This window comes from Actinomadura formosensis (assembly GCF_050948385.1).
GTDB classification, from domain to species: domain Bacteria; phylum Actinomycetota; class Actinomycetes; order Streptosporangiales; family Streptosporangiaceae; genus Spirillospora; species Spirillospora formosensis.
The window spans coordinates 864,743-879,039 of record NZ_CP192011.1 but is presented as its reverse complement, the minus strand read 5'-3'; the positions used below and the strand labels follow the sequence as shown (position 1 = coordinate 879,039).

The 14,297-nt window shown below is 72.3% G+C and carries 12 protein-coding genes; 4 read left to right on the top strand and 8 right to left on the bottom strand.

The window, feature by feature from the left end; all coding sequences use genetic code 11:
- Positions 1 to 145 precede the first annotated feature (145 nt).
- From ACQP1N_RS04105 to ACQP1N_RS04090, 4 genes are all read right to left on the bottom strand, one after another.
- Positions 146 to 277 (bottom strand): hypothetical protein, encoded by a 132-nt coding sequence (locus tag ACQP1N_RS04105; protein WP_433229183.1) that lies wholly within the window; start codon positions 275 to 277, stop codon positions 146 to 148.
- Positions 278 to 357: 80 nt separating this feature from the next.
- Positions 358 to 1,509 carry a hypothetical protein gene (locus ACQP1N_RS04100; RefSeq protein ID WP_067792793.1) on the bottom strand — a complete coding sequence of 384 codons (1,152 nt, stop codon included), beginning with the start codon at positions 1,507 to 1,509 and terminating at the stop codon, positions 358 to 360.
- Positions 1,506 to 2,039 (bottom strand): RNA polymerase sigma factor, encoded by a 534-nt coding sequence (locus ACQP1N_RS04095; protein ID WP_242608568.1) that lies wholly within the window; start codon positions 2,037 to 2,039, stop codon positions 1,506 to 1,508. The genes ACQP1N_RS04100 and ACQP1N_RS04095 overlap by 4 nt, the downstream gene beginning before the upstream one ends.
- A gap of 65 nt (positions 2,040 to 2,104) precedes the next feature.
- Entirely contained in the window at positions 2,105 to 3,619 is a 1,515-nt protein-coding gene (locus tag ACQP1N_RS04090; RefSeq protein ID WP_433229180.1) for a glycosyltransferase family 39 protein, read from the bottom strand.
- Positions 3,620 to 3,812: 193 nt separating this feature from the next.
- Here ACQP1N_RS04090 and ACQP1N_RS04085 point away from each other — a divergent pair, with 193 nt between their 5' ends.
- From ACQP1N_RS04085 to ACQP1N_RS04070, 4 genes are all read left to right on the top strand, one after another.
- Complete coding sequence (locus tag ACQP1N_RS04085; RefSeq protein WP_165488299.1) at positions 3,813 to 3,974, top strand: IS3 family transposase; 162 nt, start codon at positions 3,813 to 3,815, stop codon at positions 3,972 to 3,974.
- Positions 3,975 to 4,185: 211 nt separating this feature from the next.
- Complete coding sequence (locus ACQP1N_RS04080; RefSeq protein ID WP_433229178.1) at positions 4,186 to 5,274, top strand: sensor histidine kinase; 1,089 nt, start codon at positions 4,186 to 4,188, stop codon at positions 5,272 to 5,274.
- A gap of 4 nt (positions 5,275 to 5,278) precedes the next feature.
- Entirely contained in the window at positions 5,279 to 5,950 is a 672-nt protein-coding gene (locus ACQP1N_RS04075) for a response regulator (protein ID WP_084262330.1), read from the top strand.
- 104 nt (positions 5,951 to 6,054) lie between these two features.
- On the top strand, positions 6,055 to 7,512 hold the full coding sequence (locus tag ACQP1N_RS04070) for a nitrilase-related carbon-nitrogen hydrolase (RefSeq protein ID WP_433229176.1): 1,458 nt from the start codon (positions 6,055 to 6,057) through the stop codon (positions 7,510 to 7,512).
- A gap of 64 nt (positions 7,513 to 7,576) precedes the next feature.
- Here ACQP1N_RS04070 and ACQP1N_RS04065 read toward each other — a convergent pair whose 3' ends face one another.
- From ACQP1N_RS04065 to ACQP1N_RS04050, 4 genes are read right to left on the bottom strand one after another with little or no spacing between them, the layout of a single operon-like run.
- Entirely contained in the window at positions 7,577 to 8,803 is a 1,227-nt protein-coding gene (locus ACQP1N_RS04065; protein ID WP_433229175.1) for a Wadjet anti-phage system protein JetD domain-containing protein, read from the bottom strand.
- Positions 8,800 to 12,144, bottom strand: coding sequence for an ATP-binding protein (locus ACQP1N_RS04060; protein ID WP_433229173.1), 3,345 nt, complete (start codon positions 12,142 to 12,144; stop codon positions 8,800 to 8,802). Before ACQP1N_RS04060 ends, ACQP1N_RS04065 begins: the two co-directional genes overlap by 4 nt.
- Positions 12,141 to 12,812 (bottom strand): DUF4194 domain-containing protein, encoded by a 672-nt coding sequence (locus ACQP1N_RS04055; RefSeq protein WP_067792776.1) that lies wholly within the window; start codon positions 12,810 to 12,812, stop codon positions 12,141 to 12,143. The genes ACQP1N_RS04060 and ACQP1N_RS04055 overlap by 4 nt, the downstream gene beginning before the upstream one ends.
- Complete coding sequence (locus ACQP1N_RS04050) at positions 12,805 to 14,259, bottom strand: DUF3375 domain-containing protein (protein ID WP_433229171.1); 1,455 nt, start codon at positions 14,257 to 14,259, stop codon at positions 12,805 to 12,807. Before ACQP1N_RS04050 ends, ACQP1N_RS04055 begins: the two co-directional genes overlap by 8 nt.
- Between the last annotated feature and the right edge of the window lie 38 nt (positions 14,260 to 14,297).

The window sequence follows — 14,297 nt, the reverse complement described above, 5'->3', positions numbered from 1 at the left end:
ATCCAGATCCCTGAACGCCCGCGGCACTCCGAGCCCACCCGCCGACACCTCGCCTGCCGGCCCTTTCCCCTACCCGGCGTCAATACCCCGACCGGCCGGGCCCGCACGAGAAGCCGAACGAGCACTGGCCGGTCAGGCGGGGGGATCACCAGGCCAGGGCGTTGGTCGGCCCCTTGAACCAGAACGTCGTCGCGCGGCCGGTGGCGACGCCGACGCGATGAGCACGTCCCTGCCCGTCCACCGCGAGCGGTGACGCCGTCCGGCCGCCTGTCGTCAACGGAGCTCCCACCAGGTACATGTGGCGGCGCTGGGCCTGGTCATGGCCGGGCGGCGTCGTGGTCGCGGAGCATGCGGGACCTACCAGGCGATCAGGCCCAGGTCGGTGCGGTGCATGTCGGGGAGGCGGCGGAAGCGGCCGTCGTCCATGCGGAAGACGGCCCGGTCGTGGCGCGAGCTGACGAGGAGGTGCCTGCCGGTCGCGTCGAGGGCGGTCCGGAAATCCACCGGTGCCGCGGGCGCGATCTGCCGGGCCGTCATGCGGGCGAGCTCGCGGACGGGCGCCTTGCGGGACCCGTCCCTGAGGGGCAGGGTCAGTTCCACGATCGCGACGGACCTGAGCGTCCCGTGGTCGCCGGTGTTCTCCTCGATGGCCGTGATGGTACGCCCGTCCGGGGAGGGCCGGAAGGAGGACAGATTGGCGACGCTCCTCAGGGCGGCACGGGCGTGGACGAGGCTGGTGCCGGCCGTGCGGGTGTCGAACTCGCGCAGGAGGAAGCCTGGGTTCTCCCCCGGGGGGCTCTCCGGAGCGTCGGTAGCGAAGAAGTCGGTAGCGAAGAAGAGGGTGCGACCGTCCGCCGCCCATGCCGGGGATTGCACGTACCCCAGCGAGTCGGCGCTCGGAGGCGGCAGACGCCATCCCCGGCTGGCACCGGACGGGGATTCGACGACCGCCATGTCGTCGCCGCGGCAACCGGTGAGGTTGTTGAAGACGAGCGCGACGCGGCCGCCATCCGCCGTGGCGGCCATCTCCTCCACCCGGGTGCCGAACCCGCCGGGCAGGGTCGTCCTGCTCGCCACGGTCCCGTCGCGGCGCAGGGTCACCTTGTCGATGCGGGTGCGGCAGGGGCCGGTCTCGTCGGCGAGGAAGGCGGTGCGCCGGTCGGCCGAGACGGTGAGCGCGGCGTAGTGCCCGGCGCGGGGCCAGATGTCGGCGATCACGCGTCCGGTCCAGGAGTCGAAGACCCCGACGCCGCCCTTCCGGTGGGTCGCCAGGAAGTACGGGGGGCCTTCGTGCTCGCCGAGGGCGTCCGGGCCGCGCAGGGCGCCGCGGAGAGTGACGGTCACGGCCGCGACCGCGATCATGGTGAGGGCGGCGGCGACGGGCACGAGCCAACGTCCCGCCGGCCGGCGGCGGCGGGCGGCGGGCAGGGTCAGGGGCGGCAGCGACTCGCGCGTCACCTCGCGCGTCTCGGCGGCGGCGGCGTCCTTCAGCAGCCGTTCGACGTTCACAGGGTCTCTCCCAGCATGCGCTCAAGGGCGGTGCGCCCGCGGGACGTGTTGGACCGGACGGTGCCCCGGCTCACCCGCATGATCTGTGCGGTCTCCTCCTCGGACAGTTCAAGGACGAACCGGAGCACCAGCGTCTCCCGCTGCCGGTGCGGCAGGCGGCGCAGCGCATCGAGGATCTCCTTGCCCTGCTCCAGGCCCAGGACCCGGCTCTCCGCCGACGCGACGGGCGGGTCCTGGGCGCCGAGAAGGCGGCGGCCCCGGCGGCGCAGCACCGACCGGCAGTTGTTGAGCACCGACGACCTCAGGTAGGTCAGGGCCTTTCCGGGATCCTTCAGCCGGCCCCACCGCCGGTACAAGCCGAGGAAGGAGTCCTGGACGACGTCCTCGGCCGTCGGCCTGTCGCCGACCATCACCAGGGCCAGCCTGACGAGGTCCAGGGCGTGCGCTTCGTACAACTGCGTCACCGCTCTCTCGGGGGAGGGCACCACCAGGTCCGGGGGGCCGTCCTGGCGGAAGTTGAGGAGGCTCACGGGGAAGAGACGCGTCCGGGGCGCCGATGTTGCACGGGCGGCCGATCTTTTTCCGGGCGGGCCGTCTACCGCTGGAACAGCGACAGCGTGATGCCGCGGACGCGCCAGACACCGGCCTGCCGGAAGTGCCGCTGGAGGACCTCGACCTTCGCGCGGTCCCGCGGGACCAGGGACGGCATGCGCCAGGGCCCCTCCAGCAGCCAGACCCGGGTCGTCGCGGCACCGGTCAGCCGGCGGCCGATCTCGGCAGGGTCGAACTCGGTGCCGCCGAAATTGCCCGCCTGGGCGGGGGTCCGCCGCAGTGCGATGTCGCGCAACCCGCGGAACGCGTCCGGGTACGCCTCGGCGATAGAACGCCGGTCCGCCGTGAGGAAGAGGATCGCGTCACCCGGCCGGGCCTCCCGCTCGACGATCGCCGCGGCCCCGCGGAGGTTGTCCCACCAGTTCTCCGGACGGCGCTGCGCGACGTGCAGCGGTGCCACCAGGACGGCCATCGCGACGAGCGGCACGATCCACGTCCGGCAGGGCATCCGAGCCAGTCCCGCGGCGGCCGGCAGCGCCATGGCGGGGAGGCTGCCGATCACGTAGCGGCTCGTGTAGAAGGGATGGAACTGGGAGACCAGGAGCAGCACCGTCGCGGGCAGCAGCAGCCAGGGCAAGGCCAGGGCCCGCAGGCCGATCGGGCCGCGGCGCCGCGCCGTGATCAGGCCCACCGCCATTGCCGCGCCGAGCAGGTACGCCACGATCGGGGGGCCGGTGAACGCCTCGGCCAGGTAGAGGGCGTCGCGCCATCCCGGGCGTGTCAGCCAGTCTAGGGCGTTGCGCTGGGTCACGGCCAGCGCGATCAGCGGGCTCACCGCGACGACCGCTCCCGCCGCGGCGGCGGACCACCGGCGCAGCATCGTCCTGGCGCGGCGCGTCAGCAGCAGGGTCGCCAGGTGGGCGGGCAGGATGAGCAGTGCGAACAGATGGACCAGCCCCAGCAGGGCGATGCCCGCGCCGTAGGCGGCGTACCGGCGCCGGGAGCCCCGTTCCGCCAGGTCCACGAACAGCACGGTCAGCCACACGGTGAGCGCCGCGACCAGCGAGTAGGACCGGGCCTCGTGCGCGTAGTGGCTGGCGAACGGAGCCCCGGTGCAGATCAGGCCGGCGACCAGCCCGACGGGCCCGGACATGATCCTGCGGCCGAGGACGGTGATGCCCGCCGCCGTGGCCGCGAACGCCGCGATCGAGGGGAGCCGCAGCGCGAACTCGCCGGCCCCGAAGACCTGCACGACACAGTGCATGAGCAGGTAGTAGGCGGCGTGGACGGCGTCGATGTGCCGGGCGCACCACAGGATGCCGGGGATCGAGCGGCGGGCGATCTCGGACGTGATCGCCTCGTCACGCCACAGCGGCAGCCGTCCGGCGCCCCAGAGGCCCATCGCCAGCGCCAGCAGGGCGGGCACCGAGGGAAGGAGCCAGGCCCTCTGCTGCCCTCGCCCCGCCTCCCCGCGCCGTCCTGCGTCTTCGGCGGGCGGGCCGTGGTGCTCGGCCGTGGCCGGGCGTTCGCCGGGCAGCAGATCTAGTTTTGAGTTCACGCCAAGAGACGCAGGGAGCCCCGCAATGTTGCATCCCCCGGCGCCTATTTTCGATCGGGCGCGGGCTGTGTGAGGGCGTCCAGATCATTTGCGCCTGTGGAACCGCCTTTTAATCCATCGGCACCGTCGGCGACGCGTTGCTGGAGTCGGCGATCGGCTTGTACAAGACCGAGCCGATCAAACCGCGTGGGCCGTGGAGAACCTGACCGGCGTCGAGCCGGCCACCGCCGAGTACGTGGACTGGTACAACACCACCCGGCTCCACGGGGAGATCGGCCACGTACCACCCGACGAATACGAGGCCCTCTACGACCGCCAGAACCACACAGAACTGCAGGTCACAGCCACAACCTAGAGCCTCTGTCGAACCCCGGGGCGCTTCAGTGCAGCCGACCCGGCCGCGTCGTGGACGGCCGTCCCGTCCTCGGCCTTGCCGCGATGTCGGCCGCAGGTGCCGTCTGGCCACCTTGTCAGTGATCATGCAGCACCGTCGCTCTGGGGATGGATTCCGAAGACCACTCCTGCGGGCGATACCGCGCGGGCCCGGAACCGTCACCCTGGATCACATGCCGGAGGGGGAAACCGTGGGCTCACCGATCCAAGCGCGCGCGTTGGACGCGGGGATCGCGGCCGTGGTGCTGGTGACCACCACGGCCCCGCTGTTGTCCCAGGAACGATGGTGGTCGGCCGCCGCCGCCGTCATGGCCGCGCTGCCGCTGGCCTGGCGCCGCCGGGCCCCGCTCGGCGTACTGGCCGTGGTCGCCGTCGCGACCACCTGCCTGGTGGTGGCGGACGCCCTGCCGCCACTGGCCTACGGGTGCATGGTCGCGACCTACACCGTGGCGGCGGTGAGCACGCGGAGCCGGCAGGCGGTGGCACTCGGCGCGGGAGTCCCGCTGCTGGCCTTCTCGATCGCCGTCCCCGGCGCGTCGTTCGACGACGCGGGCTACACCGTGATGGCGTTCGTCGCCGCGTGGGCCCTCGGTGCCGGGACCCGCGCACGGCAGGCCGCCGAACACGAACGGCTGCGCCGCTTGGAGGGCGAGCGGCTCGCCGCGCTCGCCCGCGAACGCACCCGGATCGCCCGGGACGTCCACGACATCGTCACCCACGCCGTGGGGCTCATCGTCGTCCAGGCCGAGGCGGGGCCGGTGGCGGCCCGGACCGACCCCGTCCGAGCGGACGCGATCTTCGACACGATCGCCGACACCGGGCGCGAGGCCATCGGGCAGCTGCGCCGTGCCCTGGGCACGCTGCGCTCGGGTGCGGAGACGTGCGAGCCGGCGCCGGGGCTCGGCGCGCTTCCGGCCCTGGTCGAACGGACCAGGCGAGCCGGGATCGACGTCACCCTCGCCGAGCGGGGACGGCCCCGCCCGGTCTCGGCCGACGCCGGGCTGGCGGTCTACCGGGTCGCGCAGGAGGCGCTGGCGAATGTCGTCCGGCACTCGCACGCGACGACCGTCCGGGTCGAGCTCCACTGGACGGACCGGGAGCTCCGCCTGGTCGTCGCCGACGACGGCCGGGGCGGGTCCGCCATGGGCGGCGGTCACGGGCTTGCCGGGATGCGCGAGCGGATGAGCGCCTGCGGCGGGACACTGCGCGCGACCGGCGGCGAACGGGGCTTCGTGGTCCGGGCGGCGCTGCCGCTAGGGTGACCGCGTGCTGCGGGTACTGATCGCCGATGACCAGGATCTGATCCGGGGCGGGTTCGCGATGATCCTCGATGATCAGCCCGGCATGACCGTGGTGGGGGAGGCGGCGACCGGGGCCGAGGCGGTGCGCGCCACGCTGGGCCTGCGCCCCGACGTGGTGCTGATGGACGTGCGGATGCCCGAGATGGATGGCATCGAGGCGACCCGCCGGATCTGTTCCGGCACCGATGCCAAGGTCCTGGTCCTGACCATGTTCGACCTGGACGAGTATGTCTACGACGCGCTGCGCGCCGGTGCGAGCGGCTTCCTGCTCAAGGACATGCGCCGCGGCGAACTGGTGGAGGCCGTGCGGGTGGTCGCCGCCGGGGAGTCGCTGCTGGCCCCGACGGTGACCCGGCGACTCATCGCCGACCTGGTCCGGCGTCCCGCGCACGGGGTTGCGCCGCGGCTGGCCGGCCGGCTGGCGGAGCTGACCGAACGGGAGGTGCAGGCGCTGCGGCTGGTCGCCCGGGGCCTGTCGAACGCCGAGATCGCCGCCACGCTGGTGGTCAGCGACCATACCGTCAAGACGCACGTCAGCCGCGTCCTCGGCAAGCTCGGGTTGCGCGACCGGGTGCAGGCGGTGGTGTTCGCGTACGAGTCGGGCCTGGTGCTGCCCGGCGACGGCCTGGAGGCGTGACCCGCGCGAGTGACGCGCGGAACCGCTCTCACCGGCGACGCGGCCGTCCCGTCCCGTGGCGGAGCATCGAGGCGACCCCCCACCCTCGATCGGAAGGTCGTCCGATGCACCGCAGACGTCCCCGTGTTCTCCTCGCCGTGGCCGCCGCCGCGGCGTCCGCCGCCCTGTTCCACCTTGGTACGGGACTGCATCCGATACCGGTGTTGACCTGGCTGGCGGCGCTGCCGGTCCTGCTGCTGGCCCCGCGTACCGGCGTGGGCCCCGCCGCCGCGGCCGCGTTCGCCGCCTGGCTCGGGGGCCAGACCAACCTGTGGGATTTCTACCAGGGCGAGGACGGCCTGGATCAGCCGGTGCCCCTCGTGGTCGGCATCTTCCTGGGGACGGCCGTGCTGTTCGCCCTGACGGTCCTGCTGGCGCGCGCGCTCATGCTGCGGCGCAGGCCGTTCGCGGCGGCCGTCGCCGTACCCTCCGCGTGGGTCGCGGTGGAGTACGCGATGTCGATGCCGCAAGGGGCGTTCTGGAGCGTCGGATACACCCAGGCCGGTGTACGGCCCGTCCTGCAGATCGCCTCGCTGACCGGGCTCTGGGGGATGACCTTCCTGATCCTGGGGGTCCCCGCGGCCGTGGCGGCGATCACCGCGCCCGGCACCGGACCGCGCGCCCGGGGCCGGCTGGGAGCGGCCGCGGCCCTGCTGGTGGTGGCCGCGCTCGGCTACGGGTTCCTGCGGCCGGCGGCCGAGGGCCCCACGATGAAAGTGGCGCTGATCGCCGGCCCGAGCTGGGATCATCCGATCCCGGTGGAGACCCCCGAGGGGCGCGCGCTGGTCGCCCGCTACGCCGAGCGGGTGCGATCGGTGGCGGCGCGAGGCGCGCAGGTCATCGTCCTGCCGGAGAAGCTCGTCCAGGCCGATGAACGCACCCTGCCCCTGCTCACCGGACCGCTGGCCCGCGCCGCGGCCGGACGCCATGTCGTCACCGGACTGACGCTGGTCCGGAACGGTGTCACGGCCAACGCCGCCCTGGACGTCACGTCGGGGACCGTCTACCGCAAGCACCACCTCATCCCCGTTTTGGAGGAGGGATACTCCGCCGGATCGGAAACGGCCTTCGTGCCCGGTACCCGGTGGGGTCTGATCATCTGCAAGGACCTGGACCATCCCGCCCTGCCCCGCGCGTACCGCGGACAGGAGGCCCGCGTGCTTCTCACTCCGGCCCTGGACTTCGGCCAGGACGCCTGGTGGCACAGCCGCGTCGCCGTGACCCGCGGTGTCGAGAGCGGGCTCACCATCGTCCGCAGCGCCACTCAGGGAGCCCTCACGGTGAGCGACCCGTACGGGAACGTCCGAGCGGAGGCCCGTACCGGCGGCGCCGCGCTGACCGTCCTGACCGCCGAGGTCTCCACTCCCGGCGTCACCACCCCGTATTCCAGGCTCGGGGACTGGTTCGCCTGGCTGTGCCTCGTCCTCACCGCGTGCGTCACGGTCCTGGCCTTGAGGAAACGGGCGGCTGGTCAACTTCCCGCGCCTCGTCGCACTGGTCCCCTGACGCGAGCGGGTCGGTGATGCCGCAGGTACCGAACGCGGTGAACGCCGACCGGACGCGCTGGATCCGTACCTGGTGGCCCGGTTACGGATGAGATCTCGTGGAGACGTCCAGCAACCGGGTTGCGGCGTGGGCGAGAGGGATCGCTTCTTGTTCGATCCGGCGGAACGGGGTGGGGCCTGCGGTCGCGATGGTGTCGTAGGCGGTCGCCTCGGCTTCGGTGAGGTGCGGCAGGATCGCCGGGGACGGCTTGATGGGGCGACCGGCCTTGTCGTGGTTCACCCCGTGCTGGGCGTAGCGGTGCAGGTCGGTGGCGTCCATCAGGATCGAGGTGACCGGTTTCGGTGGCGCGTCGTCCGGTGCGGGCTCGGCCAGCGCGGCGCGGAACCGGTCGAGGATCGCGTAGCCGTCCGCGTCGATGTCTCCCCAGTAGACGATGTGGTCCGCAGCGCGGATCCAAGGCACGTCCGCGAGCAGGGCCGCGGCCGCCTTGCCGCCGCCCTCGACCACGATCGTGTCCCGCACCGGGGGGAACCAGAGCCGGGAGTCGCGGTTCTCGACGACGAGGACGATCCGCGGCCGGTAGGCGATGTCGTGCGTGTCGCCGGTGGTCCAGGCGTCATGCCTGCGGCGGCCCGACGCGGCGTGACCGGGGTCGACGTAGGTCAGGTGCAGCACGGCCGGCCGGGGCCGGACCTCGTCCCGGACGTCGCGTCCGGCGACGTCGCGCAGCAACGCGCCATGGGTGTCGAGCCACTTGGTGTGCATGCCGGGGACCGGGAGTTGACGTGCGGTCCATGCGCCCGCGTCCGGGTTCCGGCGCAGCCAGGTCACCGCACTGAGCAGTACCTTGGTGTCATCGGCTCCGAGCTGGTAGACGGCCCGGACGGTGGCCGGGGTGAGGACCGCGCCCGCGGACCGCAGCGATGATGCGAGCGCCCGGGCGCGGCCGACGTCCACGGTCGGCCGACCGGTTTCGGAGACCAGGGCGACGGCGGCGTCCAGGCCCGCGACAAGCATGGTGGGGTAGTCGTCCGTCACACCTTGGACGGACACCGGCTTGCGGACGATCAGCACGCCTGTGGGGTGCCGGTCGGGGAACTCACGCCAGCGCATGTGCCACTCGTGCCAGGCGGCGTACCCGATCCGCGCCACCGCGCTTCCAGTCGACACGCCGGGGCGGAGCGGGACGGAGAACGTGACCGGGTCTCCGGCGCCGAGGTCGGCGCACACGGCCGCCGCCCACTTCTGGTGGACCTTGCGGCGGAGCGACTCGATCGCGTCGGCCGGGGTGATCAGCCGGGGGGTCATGCGCCGGGAACCGCCACGATGGGTTTCGCCCATGACCGCCCCTCAGTGTTCTTGAGGATCAGGTATTCGGCGTCCACGTGGGGTTCGATCGCGCTGTGCTTGTCATTGGGGGCGCCGATGACGAGCTGGAAGCCCAGCCCGCGCCATGCGCCGATGGCTCGGCCGGTGAAGTGCGCGTCCGCCTTGATCAGCGCCTCGTCGAGGAAGACGGGGGCGTAGCGTGGCCGTTCGGCGCCCGCGTCGCCCAGCTGGTAGCGCAGCGCGGCGCCGACGATGAACGCGACCAGTTCCTGGGACTCGCCGCCCGACTTCTCCCCGATGTGGTCGTAGACCGCGACATGCTCGCCGGCGAGGTCGCATTTCTCCGCGCTGATCCGGACGTGATTGCGCACGTCGACCAGGTCGGCGAAATCAGGCGCGGTGCGGCGGATGTGGTCGATCACCTTGGCCATCCGGTGGTAGGCGCGTTCCCGATCGGCGTCCGTCGCCGCCTTGTCGATGACGGCGCGTACATCGCGCAGCTCCTTGCGGAACCGGGCGCGCACCGCGGAGTGGCTTTCCTGCGGGTCGATGCGCAGCCGGTGGCGGTCGTCGGCGAACGGCAGTTCGGCGAGGATGCGGTTGACCGGGTCGATCCGGTCGCGGATCTCCCGGACCGCGGCGGCGAGTTCGCTGTCCAGGCTGGTCAGGTCGTTGCCGGAGAGTTTGAGCAGGCTGTCGCGCCACTCGGTCTCCAGTTCGTGCAGGCCGCTGGTCTCCAGATCGGTGAGCAGGCGGTCGAAGTCGCGGTAGGAGGCGTCCGGATCGGTGCCGAGGTTCGGGTTCGGCCAGCGCTCGACGAACGTCGAGAACGTCTCGTGCAGCGCCTTGCGTGACCGGGCGATCGTTTCCTCCGCCGACTTCCGGTCGTCGTGCATCCGCTCGGCACCGCGCCGGTGCGCGGCGTCGAACTCCGTCAGCGCCGTCGCCGGGTCGGCGCCGTCCGGGGCGCCGTCGAACAGCCCCGTGAGGTACTCGCGGTGTTCCGGGCTCACCTCGGTGCCGGTCGCCGCGGCGGTGTCGAGCGCCCGCTGGGCGCCGTCCACCTCGTCGACGATCGATTCCCATTCCCCGCCGAGCCGCTCCACCTCCCGCTTCTGTCCGCCGACGCGCTCGGTCAGCCGGGTGATCTGCTTCTTGAGCTCCTCCGACTCCTCCTGCAGCCGGTCGATCTCCGGGTTGCCCGCGCGGACCTCGGTGATGACCTGCTTCCAGCGATCCCGTTCGGCGGCGACCGACTCGGCGTCCACCTGCTCCCAGGACAGTTCGGTCACCGCCTGGTAGGCGGTGCGCCGCTCCTCGAACGAGTTGAGGGTCTGCTCCGCCTCCGCCTCCCGCGCGACGGCGTCGTCGCGGCGCTCCCGGGCGTGCTCGATCCGGGTGTCGAGGTCGGCGAGCAGCCTGGTGTTGCTGAACCCCAGCAGGTTGGCCCGGCCGTGGCCGCCGTGCGCGCCCCGGCTGCCCTGCGACATCTGGCCGGTGATCGTGAGCGCCTTCGAGTGCTGCATCAGCAGCTTGGGCGTCTCGACGCAGACGAAGTCGAAGCCGCGGACGAGTTCGCTCTTGAGCCAGGCGGTGAACGGCGACGGCCGGTAGTCGAGCCGGCCGGGGAGCGTCCTGTCGTTCAGCCCGATCTCGTCGCGCCTGCCGGTGCGGACGCCTTCGAACTGGATGCGCCGGGGGAGCTTCACCGCGTTGATCGCCTCGCGGAACGCGTTCAGCCGGCCGATGTCGATCAGCATCCGGGTGGCGAACCCGCCGAGCGCCAGGTTGAACGCCTCCCGCCACGGTTCGAACTCCGTGCGCACCTCGATCAGCTCGCCGACGAACGGCAGGTCGTCCGGGGTGAGCCCGGCGGCGTCGGCCACCCGGTCGCGGGCGGTGTGCAGGTCGGTGGGGATGTTGCCGCGGCGGGCCTCGACCGCCGCGCGCTCGTCGCGCAGCCCGGCCAGTTCGCGTTCGGCGGCTGCGGCCTCCCCCGCCGCCTTCGCGAACTCGTTCTGGGCGGCCTTCCTGGCCTGGGAGTCCGCCAGCGCCCGGCGCGCCGTGTCGACCAGCACGGCGAAGTCCTCGCCGGTCGACACGGTGACGCCGATGGCGCCCAGGGCCCGGTCCAGCCGCTCCCGTGTGCGTTCGACGTCGGCCAGCCGCCGTTCCACATTACGGATCTCCCGGAGCGCGGTCTCCAGCCGGTCGCCGCCGGACGCGCGCAAGGTGTCGAGCAGCGCGTCCCGCCGGGACTCCGCCACGTCGATCAGCGCGGCCGTCTCCCGCACGTCCCCCTCGGCCCGGCGGCGCCGTCCGGTCAGGTCCTCCTCGGCCGCGCGCAACAGGTCGAGCCGGCGTTCGTGCCGCCACAGCGCCGCAGAGGACGCCGGGTCGGTGAACGATCCGACGTCGTCGATCACCCGCAACCGGGCCACCGCGTCATCGATGGTTCTCCGATGGTCGCGGATCGGGGTCAGCGCCCGCACCTGCCGGCGGGCAATGATCATCCGGTCCCGGGTACCGGACAGCTCGTCGAACTGCTGCACCACCTCGTCCGCCGTGGCCAGGGTGGACGGCTCCTCCAGGACCATCGTCTTGTACAGCGCGTCGACGGTGGTGATCTGCTGACCGGCCTGGATCCTGCCGAGCAACCCGACCGCCTTGTGCCCGTCCCCCGCGGCGCCGATGCCCAGCGCGGTGTGCAGCCGGGCGGTGAAGTCCCGGTCGGTGCCGAAGCAGGTCACGCCCGTCGCCTCGACCGCGGCGCGGGCGAGCCTGCTGCCCGCGGGGCCGTCCAGTTCGCGCAGGTCGTAGGCGTCGTCCCGGGTGGCGCGGACCGGGACGACGTCGTCGAGGGTGCGCGCGGACGACGGCACGTACCAGGCCCGGAGCGCGGTGAACACCGCACCGCTCCGGTCGGCCCACGTCATCGCGATCGCCGACCAGGTGTCGCGGCCGTCCCCGCGCAGCACCCGCAGCCTCGTCTCGCCGTCCGTCCGTGACTCGTCGAGCTTCCCGCGGGCGTAGGAGAGGATGTTGCGCTGGTCCTTGCCCCGGGGCCGGCCGACCACCCCGCCGTTGGACGCCCCGTTGAACGGCGTGGTGTGCGGCATCAGCAACGCGATGTAGGAGTCCATCAACGTCGACTTGCCCGACCCGGAACCACCGCTGAACAGGGTCGCGCCGGGAGCGAACCGGATGTGGTGATACCCGTCGTAACCGCCCCAGTTGACCAGCTGCAGATCCCGCGCCACCCACTGCTGACCCCGCGACGCCGCCGGGATCAACCCGAACAACGTGTCGATCATGCTCATGGCGCGACCTCGTTCTGCTCCCGTAGCCACTGGTTCAGTTCGGTGAGCTTCTCGGTGCTCAGCACGACCTCGACCAGCGGCGTGATGCGGTACCGGCCCGTGGACTCCTCCGCGAGCAGGCCCTCGGTGACCAGGCGCTGCACCGCGTTGTGAATCTCGCGCTGGCTGCGGGCGAGGTTGTGGTCGGCTGGATCGAAATAGGTCAGGACGGTCTGTTCCAGCTCTTCGATGTCGACCCGCGCGGACGTCTCGCCGGTGCCGCGTTCCCGCTGGAAGACGGTCCGCAGGTGGACCAGTACCAGGGTCTCGGCCCGGTTGTAGGGGTCGTCCTTCAGCAGGATCGGGACGTCCAGTTCCGCCGAGCGCACCTGCTGTTTGTAGGCGATGCCCCGGTCGTGATCGACCACGAGCCGGACGAACAGGTCGTGCAACCGCGACTCGATGATCTGCTGGTTCTCCAGCAGCGTGCGCCATTGCGCCGGGTTCTTCTCGGCCAGCAGGAACCTGCGTTGCAGCAGCCGTACCAGTACCCGCCGCACGGCCACGTCCAGCGTGCCGGTGTCACCGGCGAACAGTTCGGCCGGGTCGTCCTCCATCGCCACCGGGTCGATGAAGCCGGCCGCCGAGCCGGTCGACCAGCCGTCGTCCGCGCCGTCCGTTTCACTCATCGTGGTTTCCCGGTGTCTCGTCCGTGGCGCGGGCCGGTGCCGGGTTCGCGGCCCGCACGCCGCCGAACGCGAGCCGCCGCCGGGTCTGGTCCGGCCGGACCGTGTCGACCACCGCGACCTCGGCCGTGTCGGTCATTCCGAGGTCATGCGCGATCTCCAGCAGGCCGAGCAGATCCACCGGCCGCCGTATTCGCTCGGCCGCCGCGCGGAAGGCGGCCGCGACGTCGACCTCGTCCGCGTCGCCCGCGAACGCCGCCAGATGTGCGCGCAGTTCGGCGTACTGTGGACCACCCCAGGCCCGGGTGTCCGCGGCTGGCACGTCCTCTGCCTCGTCCCATTCCCGCAGTGGCGTGGGCGGCTGGGGCGGACGCGGGTCGCTCACGGTCTGCCGCAAATGCCTGACGTCGGCCACCGGCAGGCGGCGCAGCGGGGTGACGGCGGTGCCGCGGCGCGACCCGGGCACCCACGTGTGGAATCCGGACATCACGTCCCGCAGCAGCTCGTCCACCTGGCGGTCCCGCATCGGGTCGTGATTGCGCACCTGGGTGGTGATGACGTGCGACGCCTGCCGTTGCGCGGTCAGCACCTCCTTGACGCCCTGCTCGATCCGGCGTGCGATCTCGGCGAGTTCCCGCCGCTGTGGTTCCGGCATCAGCTCGGTGAACCCGTGCCGCAGCACGGTGCGCAGAAGACTCCACAGGTCGTCGATCTGTGCCGGGTCACCGATCAGGCGCAACGCCCCGGCGAACGCGCGGCCCTCCGGTGTCGCGTCCATGATCTGCCGGCCGCGCTCCAGGTACTCGCGCAGCACCTCCCCGGTCGGCCGCACGTCCTGCCGCAGGTCGGCGACGACGTCCCGCTGCATGGCTTTGATCGACTCGGCGACGCGGGCGAAGTCGGCGGGCAACTCCCGTGCCAGATGCAGGACGTTCTCCGCCGCCTCGAGCAACTGGTCGTCGTCGACGGTGTCGACGGCGCCGCCCCGTTCGAGCCGGTGAAGTTCTCGCCGACGCTGATCGATCTCCGTCTGGAGGCGCGCCATCCGGGCCATCACGTCCGGGTCCGCGTCCTGCGCAAGCCGCTCGACCGCCTCCAGCAGCGTCCGGACCCGGGACTCCGACACCCTGGTCCGCGCCCCGCCGACCCGCCCGGCCACTTCGAGCGCGCCGACGCCGTGTGCGGACAGCCGGTACACCTCGACGTCGTCGGAGACCTGCCGCACCAGCCAACCCGCGTGCACCCATTGCCTGCACAGGTCACGGGCATTCCCCGCCGGCAGGGGCTGGTCGTCCTCGTCACCGTAGCCCGCGGCCCGCAACTGGTCGAGGGCGTCGGCGACCTCCGCATGGGCCTCCGCCACCGCCACCGTCGACCGCTCCGGCGTGAACATCATCGCCAGCACCGTAACTACGAACGGCGCATAGGTCCGGTGGAGCAGATCGAGCATCGGGTTCTGGAACGCCCGAAGCGCACCCTGATATGCAC